The sequence below is a fragment of the Taibaiella sp. KBW10 genome (assembly GCF_003852495.1).
Lineage (GTDB): Bacteria > Bacteroidota > Bacteroidia > Chitinophagales > Chitinophagaceae > Edaphocola.
On the sequence record NZ_QAJI01000001.1, the window covers coordinates 162600 to 185670 of the forward strand.

Here is a 23071-nt window from a genome sequence, read left to right on the forward strand (position 1 = left end):
TTTGTGCTCTTTATGCTTAAAACTGCATTAATTTCTGAACAGATTCATCCAGTCTGCCTTTCGCTAAGAAATTCTGCTCCAATTCTATCGCGAATGGGATCGGGGTATCTAAACTCGCACAGCGAATAATCGGTGCATCTAAATAAGCAAAACAGTTTTCGGAAATCCAGGCAGAAATTTCGCCTCCGATACCACCGAGCAAACTATCTTCATGCAAGAGCAATACTTTACCTGTACGCTTTACGCTTGCCTCAATCGCCTCATAATCCAAAGGAGATAAGGTTCTCAAATCCAGGATATCGATAGATATTTCGGGATGTTGTTTTGCATAATCAGTAGCCCAATGTACACCACTACCATAGGTGATGATAGATATATCGCTTCCTTCCTGTACGAGGCGGGCTTTCCCAATTTCAATAGTATAATAATCGTCGGGCACCAATCCGCTGACACTACGATATAAAGCTTTATGCTCGAAGAACAGCACCGGGTTAGGGTCTTCAAAGGCGGCCAGCAATAATCCTTTTGCATCTTCCGGTGTAGCCGGATACACTACTTTTAAACCGGGGGTATGGGTAAACCAGGCTTCATTGCTTTGGGAGTGGAACGGACCGGCGCCTACCCCTGCCCCTGTGGGCATACGCACCACCACATCGGCGTTTTGACCCCAGCGATAATGAATTTTGGCGAGGTTATTAATGATCTGGTTAAAGCCTACCGTCGCAAAATCGGCAAACTGCATTTCCATCATCGATTTAAATCCTTTGATCGACAAACCTAAAGCCGTACCGATGATCGCACTTTCACATAAAGGCGTATTGCGTACGCGCTCTTTGCCAAACAGCTCAACCATTCCTTCGGTTACTTTAAAGGCGCCGCCATACTCGGCAATATCTTGTCCCATCAAAATCAGTTCAGGATGTTTTTCCATAGACTGTCTGATGGCGTCGCTTACTGCCTGTATAAATTTCTTTTCTGTTTTCGCACAGGTATCGCTGATTACGGTATTCACCGCTTTGTAAGGAACAAATACGTCTGCTACCTCTTCTGCGGTATTCGGTTTGATGGCCTCTGCGGCAAAACCAATTTCCAGACCTGCTTCAATTTCTTTTTGAATTTCGGCTCTCAGGGCCTCAATAGTCCCCTCGTTAATAATCTTTTCTTTCTTCAGGAAGTCTTCAAAGTTTTGTACCGGATCTTTCTTACCCCATTCTTCAAACAATTCTTTAGGTACATATTTTACCCCACTCGCTTCTTCATGCCCACGCATACGGAAGGTCATGGCTTCGATCAGAATAGGTTTCTGTTCTGTAATACAATATTCACGCGCTTCTTTAATAGTATTATATACCTCAAGGATATTGTTACCATCTATAATTTTAGAAGCCATGCCATAACCAATTGCTTTATCGGCCAATTGCTTACATATAAACTGCTCACTGCTTGGTGTGCTCAGGCCATAACCGTTATTTTCGATCAAAAAGATAACAGGAAGTCCCCATACCGCAGCGGTATTAAGTGCTTCGTGAAAATCCCCTTCACTCGTACCGCCATCACCTGAAAAAGCCAAAGAAACTTTTTGCTCCTTTTTTAGTTTGTGTGCTAAGGCAATACCATCTGCAATAGCTAATTGTGGACCCAAATGCGAGATCATACCACAAATTTGGTGTTCGTTACTTCCAAAGTGGAAGGAACGTTCTCTACCTTTGCTATACCCTTCTTTCTTACCCTGCCATTGTAAAAACAGTTTAGAGAAAGGCATTTTTCTTGCCGTAAATACACCAAGGTTGCGGTGCAGGGGCATAATATATTCATCTGCGTCCAAGGCCATTGTGGCACCTACTGCAATGGCTTCCTGGCCAATGCCGCTAAACCACTTGCTTACCCTGCCCTGACGCAGTAAAATCAGCATTTTTTCTTCTATCATCCGGGGTTTCAAGAGCCCGGCATATAATTGTATGAGTTGGTCTTTATCGAATTTTTTATGATCGAAATGCATGAATTCAAAAATTTGGCCAAAGGTAGTATATTTTACGCATCAGCCCATTCCGATACCAATAATTGTAGGCCGGTTTTTAATGTTAAGCTAAGGTAAATTCCAAGAAAAACAGGTGGTTAAAACACTATATATTAAGTAATCGGACTAACTTTGGCGGATATTTAAAAGAAACATGAAGAAAAATATTCTATTTTCTGTAATACTTACCGCAACAAGTCTATCTGGTTTTGCCCAGATTCCCGCAGGGTATTATGATAATGCAACCGGCTATACGGGCTATGCGTTAAAAACAAAATTGTGCAACATTATTACCCTGGGTCATGTCGATCACGGTTATAATGGTCTGTATAATGGCTATCCGAATACTGATGTAGACCGCTATTATGAGAATGATGGTACGGTACTGGATATCTATTCTGAAAAACCAAGTAGTGTGGATGCCTATACTTACAGCTATACAGTTCCGGCTAACCGCTGTGGCAATTACAGTACAGAAGGAGATTGTTTTAACAGGGAGCACATGATGCCGCAAAGCTTGTTTAACAGCGCTTCCCCAATGAAAAATGACATACAGTTTGTGGTGCCTACAGATGGAAAAGTGAATGGCGTAAGGGATAATTTCCCTTATGGAAAGGTGAATAATCCTACCTGGACCTCGACGAATGGTTCTAAATTAGGCCCAAATGCATCCGCAGGATATTCCGGTACGGTATTTGAACCGATTGATGAATTTAAAGGAGATGTGGCCCGTACCTTGTTTTACTTTGTAACCCGTTACCAAAACAGTGTTCCCAGCTTTTCTTCGGGCAATATAATGGATGGAACAGCTACAAGGGGTTTATTACAATGGCAGGTGGACCTGTTGTTGCAATGGCACCAGCAGGATCCGGTAAGTCAAAGGGAAAAAGACCGGAATAATGCCGCCTATAATTATCAGGGCAACCGTAATCCCTACATCGATCATCCCGAATATGTAGACTGTATCTGGGGCAATACCAATTGCGCCCCGACTAGTGTCGCTACGATCAACACAACGAATACCTATATTGATGTGTATCCCAATCCGGCTAAGGATATCGTACACCTGAGTATTACCGCCAATGCCACCGATGCACTGGAAATGATGGTCGTGCAAAGCGTGGATGGCCGTGTTTTATGGACTAAAGATGTTCCTAAAGCACAGCAGTATCAGGGGCAAATTGACATGAGCACTTATCCGAGTGGTATATATATCCTAAAGATAAAGACCGAACAAGGTTTAGCCATCAAAAAGCTGATCAAGGAATAAATTGTTCGGTTATAATACAGCAAAGCGGCTTGCCCNNGGGCAAGCCGCTTTGCTGTATTTAAGGTATTATTTGATTATTGTTGAAAACGATAGATAAAGCCCACATTAATGATGGAATTTTTATAAGACTTGCTTTCTGAAATAATATAGTTGGAAAGCCCCTGGCGATATTGCGTTTGTATGGATATTGCTTTATTGAGATGAATGCCCAATTGCCCTTTAAGGCCCGAATCCCAGTTCGTCACGTTTTTCACCCCGATCACATTCCTGATTTTCTTTTGTGTAACCTGGTTGTTATACTGCAGGTTGAGGTTATTATTAAAATTGTGATATACATCCATCCCCACGGCCAGAGACACATATTTACCAATCTTATAGCCTATGGACGGCGCGATACCCAAGCCGAAGATATTGTTGCCGTAGACCATCTGTGTTTCTCCAATAGTATTGGCAGCTATCGCATTAGTACCTTCCGAATTGGTCATATCCCCACTGCCGTATGCAACGCCATACCGCATATTTTCAGAAAAGCGAATATCGGTTGAAGCCATGCTGACCGAAGCTTCTGAAAAGAAATTATCCCATTCTTTTCTCAGCACAACCCCTACATTATACTGAATATTACCTAAACTCGGTTTCCCGATATTGGCCAGTACGCCCACCTCTAAAGGCTTATTACCATTGCGCTTCCGATCGATTTCCGGATTAATGATTGGCTCAAACGCCGATTTACGTTCTGTTGTTGTTTTGCCGGCCTCTTTGTTATGTACGATTGCGGTTTGTACCGGACTGTCTGTTACCAATACCTCAGGAATTATCGTTTCCTTAGGCACAACTGCTACCGGCGCTACCGGTTTGATAAGTGCTTCTTTTTTGGGCATTGCGGGAACAAAATACGGATGCCCCTTTGCCGGCTTTTCTACAGAAACCGTGCTGCCCACCACGGGCACTTCATGATCTGCCACACCTTCTGTAGCAACTGCTACTGGTGTAGCAGGCTCCGGCACCTGCTTATTTTCTGCTTGGGCTGTATGTGATACCCTTTGGACTGATTCTTCCTGATTGATGAACCAAACGCTAAATGTGCCCAGCCCCAAAACCAATATGGCCGCGGCGGCTTTTTTATAGACTCCCCAAAAGGGCACTTTTTTCGGAGCTTGTTCTGGCTTAGCTGCTAATGCGCGCTCCATCGCCAACCAGCCTTTTTCGCTTGGTTGAAAGGTTTGATTTTCCCAAATCTCCTGCAGCTCATTATCGATCTTCCCCTTACTCATATTTGAAAATTGTGTGCTTTGGTCAATATACTTTTTAATGCTTTTCTCGCCTGGTGCAACAACCAATAAGAATGGTTTTCGGTTACGGTCAACACTTCGGCAATTTCTTTATGATTATACCCTTCAAAGACAAAGAGGTTAAAGACTATCTTCTGCTTTTCGGGTAATTTTTTTAATAGTAGTAGGATATCTGCGGCGGATAATTTCTGGTGTATCTCATTTTCGACAGGTGTGTCTTTCATCAATTGCTCATCTGCACTGTAAACGGTGTTTTTGTCTACTTCGTTCTTCATCGCATTGCTGGCCCTCAAGTGATCTAAACAGACTCGGCTCATGATTTTCTTAATCCAACCTTCGAAGGAACCTTCAGATTTATATTGGCCAAGGTTATTGTATATTTTCATAAAACCGTCATGCACCCACTGTTCCGCATCTTCGGTAGTGGGTGCATAACGGATGCTTACTTTCATTAAGGTGCTATAGTAAGTATAATAAAATTCCCTCTGCACCAGGGCAACGCCTTGAGTACAGCCATTAATCAGATATTGAAGCTTTTCGTCTATAATGTCCATTTACAGGATTCCTGTATTAATCATTTTTTACAAGCACAGGTACTACAAGCTGCTTCGCTGGCGAAGCCTTTGGCAGAGCAGCCGCTATATCCCTTTAATTCGCAGCTATTGGTCTGTGGGTTATAAAACCAACGTTGAAAATAAGCCTTACACAGTTCATTTGTCGGAACGGTGTCTTCGCAGGCAGCCCCTTCAGTTGCGCACTTTTTAGAACAGGCACTCAGTCCTATTAGTACACATGCTAAAATAATCAGATAAATTTTCATGGGCTAAAATAAATTTACAGATAAGGTTTACAGGGCTACCGTGGGGACTATTTTTTACATTTACAAGTATTACATTCTGCTTCTGTAGCAAAGCCTTTGGCAGAGCAACCGCCATATGCTTTTAACTCGCAGGTATTGGTTTGTGCATTATAAAACCAACGCTGGAAATAAGCCTGACAAAGCTCATTTGTCGGAACGGTGTCATTACAGGCACCACCCGCCGTTTCGCATTTTTTAGAGCAGGAGCTCAATCCTATGAGCATGACTGCTAAAATAGTTAAGTACGCTTTCATGGCTAAATTAAATTTTATGGATTGAATTTACAGGGCTAGCCTATTGATTACTTTTTACATTTACAGGTATTACATTCGGCTTCTGTGGCAAAACCTTTGGCAGAGCAACCGCTGTAGGCCTTTAACTCACAGGTATTGGTTTGTGGATTATAAAACCAACGCTGGAAGTAAGCCAGGCAAGCCTCATTTGTCGGAACGGTGTCATTACAGGCACCACCGGCCGTTTTACATTTTTTGGAGCAGGAGCTCAATCCGATGAGCAGGACTGCTAGAATGGTTAGGTACGCTTTCATGGTTAAAAATTAATGGGTTTTTGAAAAATATATAAGGGGTTTATAGGGCTTTTTCAATTATAAAGTACTAACTTATGCCATACGGTGGTTACAAATATGGCATTTGACCAAAATTCAGTTCCATTAAGCGTGCTGCTTCCGGCGAGGCCACCCAGGTAGCCTAACACTTTGCAGTCTTCCGAAACAACTTCTGAAGTCACATCTGCAATACAATCGCCATAATCCAGCACATACACTAACTGTCCCTGAAAAGTATACGATTTTATGGTTGCATCGTCGCAGGATTCCTGTTGCTGAAAAGCCAGCAGCCGTTCATCCACGCACTTTTTATTTTCTTCAGTGAAACGTACACGCTTGGTTTGGGTATTATCGGCGGTTGACCGCTCAATCTTTTGACAGCTACCAAGGGCAGTTATGGCAAACAGGGAGCACAACAGTACTAATATTTTCATGCTTTCTTTATGGTTTATAGGTGATCAGGTTAACCCTTGTATGACTGCTTATTTTTTATGGTTGTACAGATGCTACCTTAATCCATCCCTCATGAGCATGCAACATTTCACAGAAAGCCAGGTCGGGGTCTCTTTGGGTACAATTGTCAATTCGATTATAGGTTACGGTAAGGGCTGCAGCATGCGCATAATTGCGTAGTGCGGCATAATTACAGACCAGATAATCTTTATGATCATAGCGCAGGTAGGTACCTGTACAATCTTTAACTACAGTCATCCGGTAGCTTTGTCCTTTTTTTTGACAGCCGGACAAAAGCAGAGAAATAAAGGCAAAACAAATGATCAAATTAGTACGCATAGCTTTGATTTTTAATGGTTTACTCCTAAGCGCCAACATAGCGTAAGGCGCTTATACCTACATAGACGCACAATCGTTTAGCCATCTTAGAAATAATGAATAAAAAAAATAGTGCTGCAACATTGCAGCACTATTTTTCCTGAAAAGACAGCACTCCGTCTTAAAAGAGTACGGTAAGGTTCAAGACCAGATTACGGCCCGGCCGGTACAACTTCAGGATATCCAGATGCTCATAATACTGCTTATCAAATATATTTTGTACCGATACATTCGCATTTACTTTTGTATGACCTAAGCCAAAGGTCTTACCCAGGCCTGCATTCAAAATACTAAATCCATTGGAAACCCGCTCGCCATACTGTGCCGTACTCACCCTGTCTTGCTTGGCTTGTGTAATAGATTCTACATATATACCATACCCTTTTAGACCATATTCAAGTCGGTTTACCGATTTGAACGGAGGCATTAAAGGTAAAGGCCTGCCTTCATTATCCTGACCGATGCTGATTGTATTGGTGGATTGGATTTTCAATTCCGGCAGGAGTTGATAGCTTGCCAGCAGCTCCCCGCCATATAAAAGGGCGTTGGGTATATTACGATATTGCTTTACGCCGCTCGCACCAATGGTCATCGTACTGTAACCTTGTATACGCTGACCCACTATGTAGTCTTCAAAGCGGTACATAAATAGTTGCGGTGCGATAGACAATCCGTCGTGATGAAAAGAAAAACCAAGATTAGCATTCCAGGAGCGCTCCGTTTTCAGGTCTTTATTACCGATATAGTCAAAATTATCGAGCCTGTTGAATAGATAAAACGCATATAACTCCTGAGACGAGGCATTACGCTCGCCCCTGGCCAGCCCCGCTTGTAGCGACCAATGTGTATTGAATTGGTAGTCGGCCCGTACAAAGGCGTTAAACAGGATATGCATTTGTGCCAATGTTCCGGTAAAAATGCTGGACAAGGTTTGCCGGCCCATTTCAGAATAGATATCGGACCGCACATAATTGAGGGTTGCCCCCGTACTTAGACGAAACCGATCGGTCAGCCACACCTTATCGCTCAACTCTAAACCCGCAACGGTCCTACGCACATCAGGTAAGGTAAGCATAAACATTTCTGCGGCATGTTCGGGATACATGGTCATTTCAGCATGCAGCTTATTATCATACGCGTTGAGCTGTGCCCCAAAACTATGCCTGTTGCTTAGTTTCCAATTGGCTTTGGAATAAAAACCCATGGTCTGTGACGTACCCGGCATATCCATATGAATGGGTACCTGCCAGGAAGGCCGTTTGGTATCATCCATCGCATGATCGATAAAATTGTAGTAAAATTTTGTCTCCCAGCGATATAATTTCTGTGCAGCCGATTCATATACATGACTGATCGAGCCGATTTTGGCTTTGGCAAAAGAAACATCCATCGTCAAGGCCGGGTAGCCTATATTATACCCTTCGTCTTGTAAGTAATCAAAATGCAATTGGTGTTTTTGACTGAGCAGATAGGCCCCATTCAACCCCAGGTTCCATTTGTTATATTGGGAGAAAAGAATCTCTTGTCCTTTACCTGCGGTATAATTACCGGCACGGCGAAACACAGCATTGGCCCCCAATGCCAGTCGCTTGCCGGAATATTGGAGCGCGGCAATGGTTTGCATGGCTTGGGCATTGGTTTCATATCCGGCACCTGCCAATCCGGTCCAGGATACGGCATTATTAGGCTTGGCTTTTTGCAAGCTGAAATTCAGGCCTCCGCCTACGCTGGTGCCATATTGCGCTTCATTAGGACCAAAACTGACCTGGATACTCTCTAAATTATTGGGTTCCACATAGGAACTGACCGGATCCATGCGATCGGTGCAAGCCCCGAACACCTGCATCCCGTCTATCGTTGTATTGATCTGAGCGGCGCTCAGGCCCCTAAGGGTGGGTTCCATTGCAAAATTACCCCTGCGAATCATAGATACGCCTTTGATCCGCTCCAGTAAACGATCTACAGGCAATTGCAGGTCATTTGTCTTATATTGTTTTTGTATTGCATCATTGCGCCAGGCCGTTACCTGTACATCCGTAAGCAGCGTAGCCTGCTTAGTCGTATCGGGCATCTGTTGTGCCTGTGTTGTGCATAGGCCTGCACTACACAGCATCGTGTATATAAAAGTACGCATAAAGCCATCTTTAAGGTTAAAACCGGCACCACTTCATCATCCCGAAAATATAGGCATGGTGAAGTAGTGCCGATCGGTTAGAATAAAATATCGATATAGGCATCTGCAAGCAGCACGGTATTTCCGTCTGACAATTTCAGATGCAGGCGCCAATCGCCGGTCATCGTATAATTTACTTTTCCCTTATAATGTCCGTTGCCTACACTTACAGGACTAATGTTGTTTGGAGAGCCATGCCCCATAGAAGGCATTTCGGGTGTCATTTCTAAGGAAAGATGGTCTACTCCCGGAAAATCCATCATGGATACTTTTTTATGAATGGTCAGTTCAATATCATTCATCCCTACTTTCCAGACCAGGGGTCTAACCAAAGAAACGATATAGGTATTATTGTCTGTACCCACACCGGAACTCATTATTTTTGTCGGGAAGGAAGTAACGCTTACCGGAATACTTACCGAACGGCCGTTAACCGTTACATTAATCGCCCAGGAACCATCTGCCGTACTCGGCATATTAAAGATTACCGCACCTGCATAGCTTTTTTCTGCCTCGGCATACACAACTTGCTCAAAGGGAGCGGAATGCGTCATAGAAGTCATGGTCATTACGGGGCTTATCGAAACCGTAGCGGTATTAGTGGCGGCCCCGGCGGGGTCTTGTACGGTTACATATACTCTATTATACCCGGAGAAAAGCAGGTTTGAGTCGGCATATAAGGTTACGGTATAACTATCAGCTGTGCGGGCTGTACCGATTTGCTTTTTGGTCAGGCTTTCTACAGCAGGTTTTGGGGTATCTTTCGTTTTACAGGAAGTGTAGGTGCATAATGCTGCCGCTATGAATAAAAGGGAGAATATCTTTTTCATTTAATTTTAAAATTGAGTTTATGTAAAGAGGAGGAATACCCTAGCGTACGCAGACGCAAGCGATACAAATCAAATTGTACCGATAGGTATACCAAAGAACCACAAACCATCAGGCTTGTGCTATGCAATAAAAACTAAATGATAAAATTGGGTGGATGAAAAATGGTATTGTGGTATTCTTTTACCGCAGTTTGCGGGTGAATATTGTAGGTAGGTGCTAGCGCAAAGCTGCTCCATTCAGGCAGGATAAAGCTGGCTTTATTACAATAATAAACGGCCTCCTGAATACTCTTCTTCCCTTCTTTACTATTGTCATCGTCTTTCTTCAGCTGTTTGGACAACTGACATTTACCATTACAATGTAATTGGGGTTTTGCTTTATTCTCACAAAGGTTTTGCGCAATATAATCCTGATTGATCTTGTAATCTATATAGATCACTACTTTACTGAGCGCCTGTAGCAGCGTTGATAAGAACAGTAAAATAATGATGCCTTTTTTCATGAAATGCAAAGGTAGGGTGTTTGCATTATATTATGATATTCAAATACTAAAAGGTTATAAAAATGATAATCAAGCGACAAATAAAGTGTCTTTAAAATCCGAGGTACCTAGAATGGATATCCTATAGCCAGGTTGAAAATAAGATTGTCTTTACGCCATGCTTTGGAGGTAAAATCGATCTGGTTCAGCACCCACTTATCGCCATCGGCCAACCAGGGCTTGCGCATAGGCATCCCAAAATCAAAGCGTAATACGAGGATAGAGAAATCCATTCTTAAACCCAAACCGCCACTAACGGCAATATCTTTTATAAAATTTTTGGAAAACATACCTCCGGGAAAATTAGGATCATCCCGCAGCATCCATACATTCCCTGCGTCTATAAAGGCTGCCCCTTTTAACCAGGTAGAATATAGCGGCACCCTGAATTCGGTATTGGCTTCTATCTTGATGTCGCCAAGCAATTCCAGGTAGTTGGTACCCGTACTGCTACCATGGAAAGAACCGGGACCTAAAAACCGCGAACGAAAGCCTCTCAGACTGTTCGCACCACCCACAAAGAATTGTTTGATATTGGGCATTTTGTACGAATTACCATAGGCATATCCTGCGCCCAGAAATAGACGGTTGGCCCACATATTTTCTTTCCCAAAAGTCTTGTATACCCGGAAATCGGTTTGCATTTTTATATATTGAGCGTACTGCGTACCGAGTATTTTTTCGGGCGGTTTGCTCAAAGATGTTTTCTGTGCCAGGCCTAAAATATTTGCAGATAAATCCACCAAGCCGTCAAAAAAGAAATTGACATCTTTACGGCCACCGATCTGGGAATTGTAGGTGAACTGATACGTAGGTCCTATGATAATACCATTGAACAAGATATTGTCAATATAGAAATTAGAGGCATCCTTAAACGTATCTGTCTTAACATAAGTAATATTGATCGGATAGAGTTTATGGTCTTTATTGATTGATTCTTTCCATTGATACCCTAAGCTAAAATTGAAGGTATTAAGGCGATAGGCTGTTTGTCTCAGGTAATAATTATAAGCCAATTTCACATAGCTCCGGGGAATAAAGGCACTGTTGGTCGACAGGTTAAAGGTACGGCCAAAGAGCAGACGTGGCACCGAAAGGTTTGTCTCAATACCGGTCTGGTAGAGATTGGGCAACTTCTGGCTACCTCCATACTGTATTTCAAATCCACCGGATACTTTGATCTCCAGTTGTTCCGCTCCCTTGAAGATATTTTTATGTTTCCAGCCAACAGACAAGCGGGAACCTACCCTGCTGTCATTCTGCGAGAAACCGGCCGCTTCAAAATTCAGCGATTTGGAAGGATAGGGCGTAAGATTATATAAAGCCGTAAGTAAGGGCTGCCCCGTGCTGTCATAAATATCAGTCAGGTCACTCTTAATAAATTTAAAGGCATTAAGGCTCACCAGACGGTTTAAAGAAAGGTTTTGCTTTTTCTTACTGTACAGGTCGCCTGGCTTCAGGTGTATCGCCGTTTTAAAAATGACCGGCTTAAAATTTTCTCTTCTTCTGATCACATGGTAATGTTCATAAGTCACCGTATCCAGGTTCGTTCTTCTTCTCCGGGTAGTATCATTAGTGGTTTGGGCGATATAATTGGTATTAAGGTAAACATCTTTGATGCGGTACTGCTGATAGGTTTTGGGCTGCATCACATCATATTTCAATTCCATTCTTAAATCAATCGAATCGGTACCCGTACCTGTATCGATCTTTGCAATAAGAAAATCAGGTGAAAAGTAATAATAACCCATGTTCTTCAGGTGATCATCTATGCGATCACGATCTGCCATGATTGCATCCAGCAAATAAGGATTGCCTCTTTTCAGGAGCGATTGCGCCGCAATACCTTGTATCTCTTTGGCAACTAATACCGTATCCCCGGTTAGGTACTCTACTTTTCTAAAATAATAGCGTTTACCGGCCCGGACTTCAAACTTGCCGGTGGTTGTCTTTTTCAGTGTATCATCGATGCGTGTGGACACAATCTGCGGGCCGAAATAGCCATTATTTTGCAGCATGTTGATGATGATCTGCTCATTACGTTTTAGGTTAAAACTCTCTCCTAAAACAGGCGCTTCTCCAATTTTGTCCCGTACATATTTCCGCAGTCCCTTTTCCGATTTGGGCTCTCCGGCGAGGTTATACATAGTCAGTTTAAACCGTACGCCAAATATCTTTTTATTCCGTTTTGGGCGGATGGCTTCTGAAAGTATTTCCTCTAAATAAGCTTTTTCTTTATTGGCACTGTCGATGACTTTTACCGTACTGCCCAAATATAAAGTCTGCCCCTTGGCCAAATACTTTGTATTGGAACAAGAGGTACCTAACATTGCAATCACAAGCAATGTCACTAGTCCGGATAATATATGCTGCTGGTTTCTATTCACGTTAAGGTTTGCTCGGGGTGTTAGTGATGCTTAGGGCTGCTCTGTCTTTTCGCTCCTGTAATTTTTTGGCCTCTGCTTCCCTCTTTTTACGCATAAAGGCACGGTATCGTTCCTGCCCCATCAACAGGGAGCGGAAGCGGTTGTATTCTAAAGAAAAACGGAAACTCAAACCGGTCTCGATCAGGTAGCCGTTGATAATATTCTGCAATTCGCTCTTACGATATCCTCTTAATATGTATTTCCCATCGGGAGTAAGCAAATAATCGGCCGACAGGTTTCCGGGCAGATAGCTCGGGTTTGTGACGCCTGCCGTTTGTCCTTCCAAAGCAAAATCATTTCCTATAGTCACCTTAAGCCTATCGTTGAATAATCTTTTAGAAGCTGTAATATTAAAATCAGTACGGTTTACTTTCGATCCCGTAGAGAAATCTTCGGAAGTGTTCACGCCAAAATCAAGCTCAATACCCTTGATCAGGTCGCCGGCCATACGATTCATCTGCTCGCTTAAGAAACGGCTGGCACTTTGTCTTACTGCATTCTCAATGCCCAATCCACCACCACTGGAGCTGAACGGATCTTCTGCAATGAAACGGCCCAGTAAGAGTAAAGAGACGACTTGCTTGTTCATATCGGAAGGATTGTTGCGCATATCGCTCAACTTACTTTCCACAAAGGACTTCACACTTTCATTAACGGTATTTAAGCCGCCTTCTTGTACGATAATATCAAAATTGATGGTTGGCTTCAACACTTTTCCGCTCATTTTCAACAATACCTGGAATGGCATACGTTGGCGGTACTGGTTCAGGTCTGCAGCATCCTGACCTTGTTTCTGTACAAGGTCATAAGGGGCAGCATCGGCTTTATAGACTGCTGTAATGTTGACCTCAGCGTCTAAGGGATCGCCGGCCAGCATGATCATGCTTCCTTTCTGTATCTTAAATTTCTTTTTAAGCAGGTTATAGTTCAATTCATAGTAACCATCTTCCAGTTCATAAGAACCGGTCAGGGTCATACTTCCATCCGAACCTAAATTAGCATTTAAGAAAGAAGTCCCTTTTACATTCAGGCGATCGCCCGTTTCGGGATCAATCAATACGGTAAACTGCGCGTTCTTCTGGATATCTACATTTACATTCAGTGAAGAACTTTGAGACAAAAGGTATTTTGCTTTTTCCAGGTTCATTTCCGTAGAGTCTACCCATCCGCTGTCTCTGCCATCGTAGAACATCACAATACCGTCATTAGCCACTAAAGCAGGATTATCCAACATCGCGTAACTAAAATCGGTGCTGTCATGAATCGTAATATTACCATCAACCGCAGGCGAAGTCATATTGCCATGCAAGCCAATATTCGCACTCAAAAATAATTTTCCGTAAATGGACTCATTATCTTTTGAAGTAGAATTCATCGCCTGCCAGTTATTAGCAGCAAAGGTCATATCCAGGCTATATTCGGTAAAATTCTTGGTATTCAATCTTCCGGATAAGGTGGCCAGTTTATTATATTGATCGTAAATTTTAAATCGATCGAAGTACAGACCTCTGTTCCGGTCAAATCGGATCGTTTCCTCCGGCATGCTCATATAGGTATTGAACATCGACAAGGTTGTCTTCAGTTGGTTCGTCTTCAGCGTTCCTTCAATCAAAGGATTGGCTACTGTTCCTTTAATATCAAGATCGCCGGTGATGCTACCGCTGCTATTTTTTAAATTCCCGAAAGTAAGTCCCTCCATACTTTTGAGGCTAAAGGTTTTGAAATTGGCTTTAAAATCCAGTTCATTATTATCAATCGGTTTCAGGTTATAATTCCCTACAATCGAAATATCATTATCATAACCGGTCAGTCGGGCATCAGCAAAATAGCTATAGGCATTTTCATTTTTCACATGAGCGCTCAGGTTGCCCAAAGTAGAGCCCATGACAAATAAAGAATCAATTTTAACATCTCCCGCCACTTTAGGGAAACTGTCCCGCATATCCAGGTCGGCATTCACAAACAGCTTACCATCTGCCAAGACCGTATCCTTACTGATCATTTTGGTGAGGTTCAGGATGGCAAAATTCTGAATATTGATATTTAAAGGACTATTAAACATGGTATCTTTACTCTTCACACTGATCAGCTGATTGCCCTGATTCAAGGCCAGGTCATTGATGTAAATACCTTTGTCGCCGCCAAATACAATCCTGTTTAAAGGATTGACCGTCCAGTCATCATAGTTAAGTTTCAGCCCTCTTTGCAGGTTAAACACAAGATCATTATCCTGATTAATAGAGGTGGTTACGCCCAAACTAAATTGATCAACACTTTGATTATCGGTTAGGTTAAGGAAAGAACTGATACTATCGTGTCTTAAATAGCCAGACAGGGAGGAATTATAAAACTGGATATTGCCTTTAGAAAATTTATTAAGCCCGGCTACATACATCAGGCTGCTGTCCTGCTCTACGGCAGAGAAAGAGAAAGTATCCAGATACATATCTGCATAGCGCACTCTTTGTGCAGCCACACCGATGTTTAAAGATAAAGGATTGATGATCGAAAAGAAACGGATCGTATCGAAAGGCCGCAGTTCCGGTACCACTTGCCGGAACAGGCGGTGGTACGCCAAGGTGCCAGAGAGGTTCATATCATAAGCCAAAGGAGCATTCCCTACGGTATCCGAAATGTGATAGTATTTATTGATATGCGCCAGTAAAGCATCGCCCATTTTGGTCAATGGAATTTTACCGGTTAGCTTCGCATTAATAATATTGGCCACATTAATATCGATATCCTGCATGCTGTCATTGTCCGGGTGGGACAATACATACACACTGTCAAACATATATGTTTTTCCATTGGAAGTTACGAAGGGACTGCGCACACTCAGCTCCGCGTTAGGAAAATCGGGATTGGTGGACAATACATTGGCATACACATCTCCGGTAAATTTAAATTCATTATCCATGAATTTAAGGGCCTGCAGATCTAAGAGGTCGATAGCCATATTGGCCGTAACAGCAGGATATTTACTTTTAAAGTTAAATACCGATTGCAGGTTCAGGTATGCATTCGGATCTTTCGACTTCAGGTCTAACTGGCCTTCCTGGTTTTTGAGAAAGCCCAATGCGGTAATATTGGTATAATTATATCCATGATAAAAAGCCTGTAAGATCGTTGCATCAATATCGGCATTCATATGTTTGGGATCGAAACCGGTTCCTTTCACTTTCCCGGAAAGCGTAATGGTCCCCAACTGATCCTGCATCCGGAGGATTTTACCAATATTAAAGGTCTGTGCGTTCAGGTATAGGTCATAAGATTCCTTACCCGGTTTATTCATTGCAAAAACGCCTTTAAGACTCGCATTACCATCGGAAGTCCGGATCAGGAGATCGGGATTATACATCGTTGTTGTCCCGTTAATTTTTCCCGACAGGGCAAACCAGGCCGGAATATCAATCTGCTGGCGCACCGAGGCAGGCACGAAAGAATGAATGTCTTTTTCCGAACTTTTCAGGTTTTTAATATTCAGCGCATAGCGCAATTTATCAGCATCGGGTAAGCCAAAGAGCTGCCCGCTCAGATCTACCTGTGTTTGTTGTAATCCTTGTAAGAGCAGTTTCTGTATATTCAGGTTGCCCACCGTACCATCGGCCAGTAAGGTAAAGTTGACTTTTTGGTTCTTATAGTCTCTTAATTGCTGTTTCTGTGCCTCCGGCAAAAAGATAAAGAGGTCTTTAAAGCTCAACACGGACTGTTTCAGCGCCAGGTTCAGCTTCATGGCCGATAATTCTTTGCTCAAAGATTCTAGAGAGCGATAGCTGACCGCAATCTTATCCTGTATCAGGGTTTGCGGGGTTTTCAGATACAACTCATCCAATATAGCCCCTCGTTGATGATAAATAAATTTAGTGCGGAAGGTTTGAATATCCAAGCCGCTTTTTTCATTTAAAGAAAGATTTTTGACATTGCCCATTATGGTATCGGCACTATACATCAGCTCGCTACCCGTAAGGTAGAAATGCTGAAAGCCCAAATGAGAATAATCCATACCCGATTTCAGCTTGGGTGTATTATCATCATCAAAGGCAAAGGCTACATCTTTAAACAAGAGGTCATTGACCCATACCCGCCAGCTACCACCGGTGGTATCGTTTGCCGCTAGGGGTTTCGGTGTTTCTTTTTTTGCTTTTTGGGTATTTTTATGGAAAACGACACTGGAATTCGTTTGATCCAGGTTTAAATAATTAATCTTAATCTGCTGTTGCAACAAACTGAACCAAGGCATCGCTGCCTCTAAAGATTTAGCCTGTATACTAAAATCCATTGCAGATTCTTCGTCCTTAAACGCAAAATCGGCTTTATTCAATCGCAGCTTATCCACCACTAATACCACTTCTATCGGTGCGGAAGTATCTTCCGGAGGCGGCGGTAAGGAAGATGGCCTGGCATAGAAATAGGAATTAATATTGTCACCTTTGAAATCGGCCACTTCAAAACGCATATTGTTCAGGTCGATTTGTCTTGGTTTCAAGACCAGACTATTGACCCGGATACCGAAAAGAGCACCACCAATGGTATCGTTAAAGCGATAGCGTGTATTCTTTATTTCAATCAGCCCGGCATCAATGTATATCGGAGAAGCTTTGGCTGTATCCACCACTTCTTTTGAGGTGGCTTCTTTCTTGCCCACAAAGGAATCCACAACAAACTGGTAGTTAAAATTCGTGTCTGTTGCGGTACGGTACATATTAATATCGGCACCTTCCAAACCCAATTTACTTACTGAGATTTTTCCCTCAATCAATTTCAGCATATTGATACTAATATCCAGCTGATTGACCCAAACCATGGTATCCTGTCTTTTATCCAGTACCAGTACTTTACTGAGGTTGACCGCAGAGGGTATACTGAAGTCAATTTTCCCGATCTCAACTTTGGTATCCAGCTTTTTTTGAAGGTAGGAGACCGCGTATTTTCGAATCTGTTCTTTCCCCCATGGCGTATTGATGGCCACAACGACCCCTACCACAATAAGAATAATGGCTAATATGACGTATAGTATAACTTTTAGGACTTTTTTCATTTGCGTATCCTCACAAAAATAAGGTCAAATTTGTTTATTACCTATGTTTAAAGGATAATTTACATTTTTTTCATCTATAAATGCGCCTCAGGCCTGCATTCTGACAAAATATTAACTGTATTGCAGGTCATCACACAGCACCTGGCCCTTGTTCTGCCCGTCAAACTGGATGATGAGATAATCTTCTTTGGGTAACAGTAACTGATCTTGCACATAAGCCGTGGCATCAAAGTCCACAGGGAAGATACAGAAACGGTATTTATGATGATTTAAACCCTGCTCCCGGATGATATTGAATTGTGCCGCCTTATCCAGCTCCATTTCGTACAAGTCTTGTGGCTTGATTTTATAGAACGTATAATAGTCTATTGCCAGTAATTGCCGCAACACTTCATCTCCCGGATATTGCTGCTTAAAGAAGGCCTCTATCACTTCGTATACCTGCTTAAGGGTATGATGGTGAAATTCATGCTGCGCCACAAAGGCTTCGCCTAAGCCCATCAGGCAATCAAAAATACTGTACCGTTCTGCGATGTATTTCAGGGCATGACAAGCGCGTTTTTTATTCCAGTAAATCTCTAAAGCATTCTCTAAAAGGGTGACCTGGTATAGTTCTCCTTCACTTAAGAAATTACTGCGGATGATCTGATACGGTGGCTCCGGATCAAATTCATAGCCGTATTGGGCATATTTTTCCCGTACCGGTGTGCCTTTCAGGAATTTCAGGAATCCAAGTTGCAGTTCCGGTGGATACAGTTTGAAGGTTTCCTCAAAACTGTATTTCAGGTCAGCCATATATTCCAGGGGCAGCCCCACAATCAGATCCAGGTGCATTTCGATACGCTCTTCCAAAGATTTAATGACCTTGGCGGTTTTATCGAAGTTTTGTTTGCGGCTCACCTCCAAGTTGCTCTGCTGGTTCACCGTTTGAATCCCTATTTCAAAACGGAACAATCCCTTGGGTACTTTCTCATTGACAAAAGCAATGATATCGGGATGTACAATATCGGCTGTAATCTCAAACTGGAATACGTTTTCGGGCCGATGATGGTCGAGGATAAACTGGAACAAGTCCAGGGTAAAATCTTTTTTGATATTAAAAGTCCGGTCCAGGAATTTAATAGTCCGTCCGCGTTGCATCAGGTACAGGAGATTATCCTTGATGGTCTGCATCGGCAGGTACCGTACCTTATTATCCAGGCTGGCCAGGCAGAACTCACATTTATAAGGGCAGCCGCGGCTGGTTTCGATATAGCAGACTTTATTATGTAATTCCTCTGCAGTATCGTACTGGTAAGGATTCCGGTCTTCCAGTTGTTTTACATCAAACTGCACCGATTCTTTATTATAATGAATGTGCCCCTCTTCTTTGTAGATCAGGTTGGGTACAAAAGAAAGCTGCGGATAGTTGCTGATAAAACGTTCAAAAGGAATCTCCCCCTCCCCTACAATCAGGTAATCCACACAATCTTCGGCAATAACCGTTTCCCACTCATAACTAACTTCCGGTCCACCCAGAAGAATTTTCGTCTCCGGGCTGATCGCCTTAATTGCTTTAGCCGCAGTGATGGTCTGGGTGATGTTCCAGATATAACAGCTAAAACAGACCACCTCATAATCGGCACAATATTGGGCAATATCCTGCGGATCGTTCTTAATCGTAAATTCATGCATATCCAACGCTCCTTTATCTTTATTCAGATCGTAGAGGATGCGGATCGCAAGATTCAGATGTATATATTTTGCATTTAATGTCGTCAGTAATACCTTGGGCATGTGGCAAAGATAATACAGCGATAGGACATGTGGTGTTTATAGCGCTATATAGATTACTGTTTCGCCTCTATAATGAAAGTAGGCTTGAATATCGTAAAGGACAAAAACAATGATTCAACATATAATCATATTGTTATCAAGCGCGTCTCCATAAATGTGAAGTGGTATAGCGACAATTATATCTTTGTAAAAGTATAGCATCATTTGTGTCAGGCTAAAAGCAACAAACACGAAAACATTTTTTATATTTATACCATAAAACCCATAACTCATGAAAAATTACCTTAGCCTGCTTTTATGTGTATCGATGCTGCTCCTTATAAGCTGTAGCGGCTCGGATGTGTATCAGGGCAATTGGAAAGCAACCGATATGAGCGGAAATAAATTTGAAATAAATTTTGCCCCTAAGCAATTTACGATTAAAGAAACAAATGGCAAGATCGCCACCTATGCGTATACCCAAAATAAGATTAAGATTCAGAATTCGGTTAAAAGTTATGGGATTACGCTGGCCGACGGAAGAATGTTTACCATCACTTTCCCCCTTGCGAAAGAGGCCGGTAAAGCCATCATAACCCTTGACAATAAACAACCTCTTTATATCATCAGCCGGAACGCCTATATAACATACAAAGATTTTTATTCCCTGACCGGGCAACCATAAAGACGCAGCATGTTTATACATAACCCTTAAAAAATTAATGATCTGAATTGGTGATCATATTCTTTTCACTTGCTTGCTTAGCTTCAACTACCCTCGAAAAGCATGCGCCATCTTCACTTCCGACGTGAGGAACAATCTCTAGTGTAAAAATTATATCATAATTGACATCAAAGCGTTGTCGTCTCAGCCTAATAATCATTCAATAAAAAATCATGAAAGAACATTCCTATACCGCGACTATTGAATGGACAGGTAATAATGGCTCGGGCACAGACCATTATACACACTATGAAAGAAGCCATAAGATTATTATCGAACAGAAACCGGTAATCGAAGGTTCTTCCGACCCCGCATTCCGGGGAGACAAGACCAAACATAATCCGGAAGAGCTGCTGGTTTCGGCACTTGCTTCTTGCCATATGTTATGGTACCTGCATTTCTGTGCGACCCATCAGGTGACGGTAGTCGCTTATCAGGACGAGGCACAGGGCTTTATGACAGAGGAAACCAATGGAATGGGCGCTTTTAAAGAGGTTATTTTACATCCGGTAGTAACGGTTAGTGAGGAACACATGTTGACAAAGGCAGCGGAATTGCACCAACAAGCAGCCGCGTATTGCTTTATTGCCCGTTCGGTACGGTTTAAAGTAACACACAAACCTATTATCAAATTGCAACAACCCTCATAAAGACAGCAGCGCTGTAGCCGGCTGCTATGGCTATTATGATCCCCTTGATATTTTAATACGATCCCAGATTAATTTCAGGTAATAATGAATCTATCCTACACCCATAAATATGACTTCGGCCTTATTCAATATGGTGTTGAGGGCATAGCGATTAAGCCGAGGTTATCAAAACTCCCCCTTTTTATTCCCTGGGAAAATATCGCCTTTATTTCTCCTACACCTTCGGTAAAGGAAACACAAGGCACTTGGCAAACGTTCGAGGGTAAAGACTTGATGGCGCCTGATGTTTTAAATACTCTTGAATTCTTTTATATAGACATTGTGCTCAAAAACAGGCATCAACTGAAGATGCCTCATTTATCTTTATGGCAAAGCATGCGCTTCTGGATGGGTTTTCCCGATATCAAACCAACCTATGGTGCTGATGATCAACCCAAGAAGAATGAGGGATTTCTACGCTATCGACTCAAAAAAAACAGTTTAAACCGGCCACTAGCGGAACTGCTCTCCTTCCTCGCTGCGCACACAAAATATGATTTGCTTTGTAGCCTCGACTAAACAAACACCGCGCTTTCCTTTTATACAATAGCTCTATTACGAAGCGCGGCTTAAGACAGCATCGCTTTTTACTTTTTAAAGGTATTTTCCAACAAAAAATCGATAAAAAGGAAGCGTCAAAAAAATATCTTATTTAATTTTCAATAAATTTTGAAAGTTAAATAAGATGTGTATCTTTGTATCAGAAAAAACGATCATGAAATTAGCAGAAGCCAAAGAGAAATATGTACAAACCTGGGGAATGTTAGCCTCTAACTGGGGTATTAACCGCACCATGGCTATGGTACATGCCTTATTGCTGGCGAGCGGCAAACCGCTATCTACCGATGAGATCATGGAGGCCTTAATGATTTCGAGAGGAAATGCAAATATGAACCTGAGGGATCTGATTGGCTGGGGCATTATCCGTAAAGAAATTATCAGAGGCGAACGTAAAGAATATTTTGTGGCCGAAAAGGATATCTGGTTTTTGTTTAAACAGATCTTAAAAGAAAGAAGAAAAAGAGAGATTGAGCCGGTGATTTCGAGTATTGAAGAGTTGAGAACTATCGATGAAAAAGGACCCGAAACCGATGAGTTTATAAAACTGATGAGTGATATGCTCAATGTAACATCTAAAATCAACAATATTATGGACCTGGCGATCAAAAGTGATGAACACTGGCTCTTGGGGAAAATAACCAACCTTATCAAATAAGGTTTTTTATTTAGCATTAGTTTTCAATATTTTCTGAAAATATATTTATTACAAGATGTTCAATATATTATCATACGGTATTTACTTAAGCATCAGTTGCTATATCACCCTTTATGTTGGTTGGCGGTTTTACAGTTTAGGAGCAGTGTATTTACAATACCTGCTTAAAGAAGAGAAAATATGCCGTGCCATCAATAAGACCTTGCTGACCTGCTATTATCTGGTAAATATGGGCTATGCCGCCTATTGCCTGAGCGATTGGGAAGACATAGAGCAATGCTCGCAACTCATCGCCTTTGTATCTATAAAGACAGGAATCATCATACTTGTCCTCAGCGGTCTGCATTATATCAATCTTAGTGTCCTCTATTTTTTAAGTAAAAAACAGTTCACCCTCAAAAACACTTCTATATGAACACGCCCTTCAATCTCATCGCCTACATCGTTTACCTTCCGGTAGCCATTGTCATGACTATTGCCGTCGCCAACCAACTGTTCAAAAACGGCCGTATATTTATGCTGGATATTTTTCACCAGAAAGAAGACATCGCCTATGCCACGAATGCTTTGTTTAAAATGGGTTTCTATTTGCTCAATATCGGTTTTGCCCTGCTCATCATCAGAATTTATACCATCATGAGTGCAGAAGAATTGATTGTAAGACTAAGTACTAAAATCGGCGGCTTCGCTATTTATCTGGGCATTATAATGATGCTTAACCTCCTTTTATTCATGCGCGGCAGAAAACAAGCCCGCCGGGCACAACGCAACATCGCAATACAAAACAATCGTAGTATAGATTTTGAATAATCACCGGAAACCCTGCGTGCCCGGATAAGGTTTG

At 42.2% G+C, this 23071-nt stretch carries 21 protein-coding genes; 7 read left to right on the forward strand and 14 right to left on the reverse strand.

Annotated elements, in window-relative coordinates:
• Positions 1 to 16 precede the first annotated feature (16 nt).
• The gene (locus DBR32_RS00715) at positions 17 to 1999 is read right to left on the reverse strand and encodes a thiamine pyrophosphate-dependent enzyme (protein WP_199724270.1); all 1983 of its coding nucleotides are present in this window, start codon (positions 1997 to 1999) and stop codon (positions 17 to 19) included.
• A gap of 172 nt (positions 2000 to 2171) precedes the next feature.
• Between DBR32_RS00715 and DBR32_RS00720 the strand changes: the two genes are divergently transcribed.
• The gene (locus DBR32_RS00720) at positions 2172 to 3287 is read left to right on the forward strand and encodes an endonuclease (RefSeq protein ID WP_124634370.1); all 1116 of its coding nucleotides are present in this window, start codon (positions 2172 to 2174) and stop codon (positions 3285 to 3287) included.
• Between the two features lie 74 nt (positions 3288 to 3361).
• Here DBR32_RS00720 and DBR32_RS00725 read toward each other — a convergent pair whose 3' ends face one another.
• The 13 genes from DBR32_RS00725 to DBR32_RS00785 form a co-directional block, all read right to left on the reverse strand.
• Complete coding sequence (locus DBR32_RS00725; RefSeq protein WP_124634371.1) at positions 3362 to 4561, reverse strand: hypothetical protein; 1200 nt, start codon at positions 4559 to 4561, stop codon at positions 3362 to 3364.
• A complete protein-coding gene (locus DBR32_RS00730; protein ID WP_124634372.1) occupies positions 4558 to 5133 on the reverse strand; it encodes an RNA polymerase sigma factor in 576 nt (191 codons plus the stop codon). The genes DBR32_RS00725 and DBR32_RS00730 overlap by 4 nt, the downstream gene beginning before the upstream one ends.
• A 20-nt stretch (positions 5134 to 5153) precedes the next feature.
• Positions 5154 to 5399, reverse strand: a complete 246-nt coding sequence (locus DBR32_RS00735) for a BPTI/Kunitz-type proteinase inhibitor domain-containing protein (protein ID WP_124634373.1) — start codon at positions 5397 to 5399, stop codon at positions 5154 to 5156.
• 47 nt (positions 5400 to 5446) lie between these two features.
• On the reverse strand, positions 5447 to 5692 hold the full coding sequence (locus DBR32_RS00740) for a BPTI/Kunitz-type proteinase inhibitor domain-containing protein (RefSeq protein WP_124634374.1): 246 nt from the start codon (positions 5690 to 5692) through the stop codon (positions 5447 to 5449).
• Between the two features lie 47 nt (positions 5693 to 5739).
• A complete protein-coding gene (locus tag DBR32_RS00745; RefSeq protein WP_124634375.1) occupies positions 5740 to 5985 on the reverse strand; it encodes a BPTI/Kunitz-type proteinase inhibitor domain-containing protein in 246 nt (81 codons plus the stop codon).
• Positions 5986 to 6038: 53 nt separating this feature from the next.
• Positions 6039 to 6437, reverse strand: coding sequence for a hypothetical protein (locus DBR32_RS00750; RefSeq protein WP_124634376.1), 399 nt, complete (start codon positions 6435 to 6437; stop codon positions 6039 to 6041).
• A gap of 55 nt (positions 6438 to 6492) precedes the next feature.
• The gene (locus DBR32_RS00755) at positions 6493 to 6795 is read right to left on the reverse strand and encodes a hypothetical protein (RefSeq protein WP_124634377.1); all 303 of its coding nucleotides are present in this window, start codon (positions 6793 to 6795) and stop codon (positions 6493 to 6495) included.
• A gap of 160 nt (positions 6796 to 6955) precedes the next feature.
• The gene (locus tag DBR32_RS00760) at positions 6956 to 8968 is read right to left on the reverse strand and encodes a TonB-dependent siderophore receptor (protein WP_124634378.1); all 2013 of its coding nucleotides are present in this window, start codon (positions 8966 to 8968) and stop codon (positions 6956 to 6958) included.
• A gap of 77 nt (positions 8969 to 9045) precedes the next feature.
• Complete coding sequence (locus DBR32_RS00765; protein ID WP_124634379.1) at positions 9046 to 9837, reverse strand: FixH family protein; 792 nt, start codon at positions 9835 to 9837, stop codon at positions 9046 to 9048.
• Positions 9838 to 9971: 134 nt separating this feature from the next.
• Complete coding sequence (locus tag DBR32_RS00770; RefSeq protein ID WP_124634380.1) at positions 9972 to 10340, reverse strand: hypothetical protein; 369 nt, start codon at positions 10338 to 10340, stop codon at positions 9972 to 9974.
• Positions 10341 to 10447: 107 nt separating this feature from the next.
• On the reverse strand, positions 10448 to 12766 hold the full coding sequence (locus DBR32_RS00775; RefSeq protein ID WP_124634381.1) for a BamA/TamA family outer membrane protein: 2319 nt from the start codon (positions 12764 to 12766) through the stop codon (positions 10448 to 10450).
• A 1-nt stretch (position 12767) separates the two neighbouring features.
• A complete protein-coding gene (locus DBR32_RS00780; protein ID WP_124634382.1) occupies positions 12768 to 17843 on the reverse strand; it encodes a translocation/assembly module TamB domain-containing protein in 5076 nt (1691 codons plus the stop codon).
• 111 nt (positions 17844 to 17954) lie between these two features.
• Positions 17955 to 19619, reverse strand: coding sequence for a B12-binding domain-containing radical SAM protein (locus tag DBR32_RS00785; protein WP_124634383.1), 1665 nt, complete (start codon positions 19617 to 19619; stop codon positions 17955 to 17957).
• Positions 19620 to 19890: 271 nt separating this feature from the next.
• On the opposite strand from DBR32_RS00785, the gene DBR32_RS00790 reads away from it, so the two are divergent.
• From DBR32_RS00790 to DBR32_RS00815, 6 genes are all read left to right on the forward strand, one after another.
• On the forward strand, positions 19891 to 20283 hold the full coding sequence (locus tag DBR32_RS00790) for a hypothetical protein (protein WP_124634384.1): 393 nt from the start codon (positions 19891 to 19893) through the stop codon (positions 20281 to 20283).
• A 212-nt stretch (positions 20284 to 20495) separates the two neighbouring features.
• Complete coding sequence (locus DBR32_RS00795) at positions 20496 to 20972, forward strand: OsmC family protein (protein ID WP_124634385.1); 477 nt, start codon at positions 20496 to 20498, stop codon at positions 20970 to 20972.
• Between the two features lie 84 nt (positions 20973 to 21056).
• Entirely contained in the window at positions 21057 to 21530 is a 474-nt protein-coding gene (locus DBR32_RS00800) for a hypothetical protein (protein WP_124634386.1), read from the forward strand.
• Between the two features lie 196 nt (positions 21531 to 21726).
• Positions 21727 to 22227: a GbsR/MarR family transcriptional regulator gene (locus DBR32_RS00805; protein ID WP_124634387.1), complete on the forward strand. Its 501-nt coding sequence runs from the start codon at positions 21727 to 21729 to the stop codon at positions 22225 to 22227.
• A gap of 55 nt (positions 22228 to 22282) precedes the next feature.
• The gene (locus tag DBR32_RS00810) at positions 22283 to 22642 is read left to right on the forward strand and encodes a hypothetical protein (protein ID WP_124634388.1); all 360 of its coding nucleotides are present in this window, start codon (positions 22283 to 22285) and stop codon (positions 22640 to 22642) included.
• Complete coding sequence (locus tag DBR32_RS00815; RefSeq protein WP_124634389.1) at positions 22639 to 23037, forward strand: hypothetical protein; 399 nt, start codon at positions 22639 to 22641, stop codon at positions 23035 to 23037. Before DBR32_RS00810 ends, DBR32_RS00815 begins: the two co-directional genes overlap by 4 nt.
• The last annotated feature ends 34 nt before the right edge of the window (positions 23038 to 23071 follow it).

What these genes read in the sequence shown, in the direction of transcription:
- DBR32_RS00770 (WP_124634380.1), bottom strand. Translation starts at nt 10,340, where the DNA reads ATGAAAAAAGGCATCATTATTTTACTGTTCTTATCAACGCTGCTACAG.
- DBR32_RS00790 (WP_124634384.1), top strand. Translation starts at nt 19,891, where the DNA reads ATGAAAAATTACCTTAGCCTGCTTTTATGTGTATCGATGCTGCTCCTT.
- DBR32_RS00795 (WP_124634385.1), top strand. Translation starts at nt 20,496, where the DNA reads ATGAAAGAACATTCCTATACCGCGACTATTGAATGGACAGGTAATAAT.
- DBR32_RS00735 (WP_124634373.1), bottom strand. Translation starts at nt 5,399, where the DNA reads ATGAAAATTTATCTGATTATTTTAGCATGTGTACTAATAGGACTGAGT.
- DBR32_RS00815 (WP_124634389.1), top strand. Translation starts at nt 22,639, where the DNA reads ATGAACACGCCCTTCAATCTCATCGCCTACATCGTTTACCTTCCGGTA.
- DBR32_RS00715 (WP_199724270.1), bottom strand. Translation starts at nt 1,999, where the DNA reads ATGCATTTCGATCATAAAAAATTCGATAAAGACCAACTCATACAATTA.
- DBR32_RS00765 (WP_124634379.1), bottom strand. Translation starts at nt 9,837, where the DNA reads ATGAAAAAGATATTCTCCCTTTTATTCATAGCGGCAGCATTATGCACC.
- DBR32_RS00725 (WP_124634371.1), bottom strand. Translation starts at nt 4,561, where the DNA reads ATGAGTAAGGGGAAGATCGATAATGAGCTGCAGGAGATTTGGGAAAAT.
- DBR32_RS00720 (WP_124634370.1), top strand. Translation starts at nt 2,172, where the DNA reads ATGAAGAAAAATATTCTATTTTCTGTAATACTTACCGCAACAAGTCTA.
- DBR32_RS00745 (WP_124634375.1), bottom strand. Translation starts at nt 5,985, where the DNA reads ATGAAAGCGTACCTAACCATTCTAGCAGTCCTGCTCATCGGATTGAGC.
- DBR32_RS00730 (WP_124634372.1), bottom strand. Translation starts at nt 5,133, where the DNA reads ATGGACATTATAGACGAAAAGCTTCAATATCTGATTAATGGCTGTACT.
- DBR32_RS00740 (WP_124634374.1), bottom strand. Translation starts at nt 5,692, where the DNA reads ATGAAAGCGTACTTAACTATTTTAGCAGTCATGCTCATAGGATTGAGC.
- DBR32_RS00785 (WP_124634383.1), bottom strand. Translation starts at nt 19,619, where the DNA reads ATGCCCAAGGTATTACTGACGACATTAAATGCAAAATATATACATCTG.
- DBR32_RS00810 (WP_124634388.1), top strand. Translation starts at nt 22,283, where the DNA reads ATGTTCAATATATTATCATACGGTATTTACTTAAGCATCAGTTGCTAT.
- DBR32_RS00800 (WP_124634386.1), top strand. Translation starts at nt 21,057, where the DNA reads ATGAATCTATCCTACACCCATAAATATGACTTCGGCCTTATTCAATAT.
- DBR32_RS00805 (WP_124634387.1), top strand. Translation starts at nt 21,727, where the DNA reads ATGAAATTAGCAGAAGCCAAAGAGAAATATGTACAAACCTGGGGAATG.
- DBR32_RS00760 (WP_124634378.1), bottom strand. Translation starts at nt 8,968, where the DNA reads ATGCGTACTTTTATATACACGATGCTGTGTAGTGCAGGCCTATGCACA.
- DBR32_RS00755 (WP_124634377.1), bottom strand. Translation starts at nt 6,795, where the DNA reads ATGCGTACTAATTTGATCATTTGTTTTGCCTTTATTTCTCTGCTTTTG.
- DBR32_RS00780 (WP_124634382.1), bottom strand. Translation starts at nt 17,843, where the DNA reads ATGAAAAAAGTCCTAAAAGTTATACTATACGTCATATTAGCCATTATT.
- DBR32_RS00750 (WP_124634376.1), bottom strand. Translation starts at nt 6,437, where the DNA reads ATGAAAATATTAGTACTGTTGTGCTCCCTGTTTGCCATAACTGCCCTT.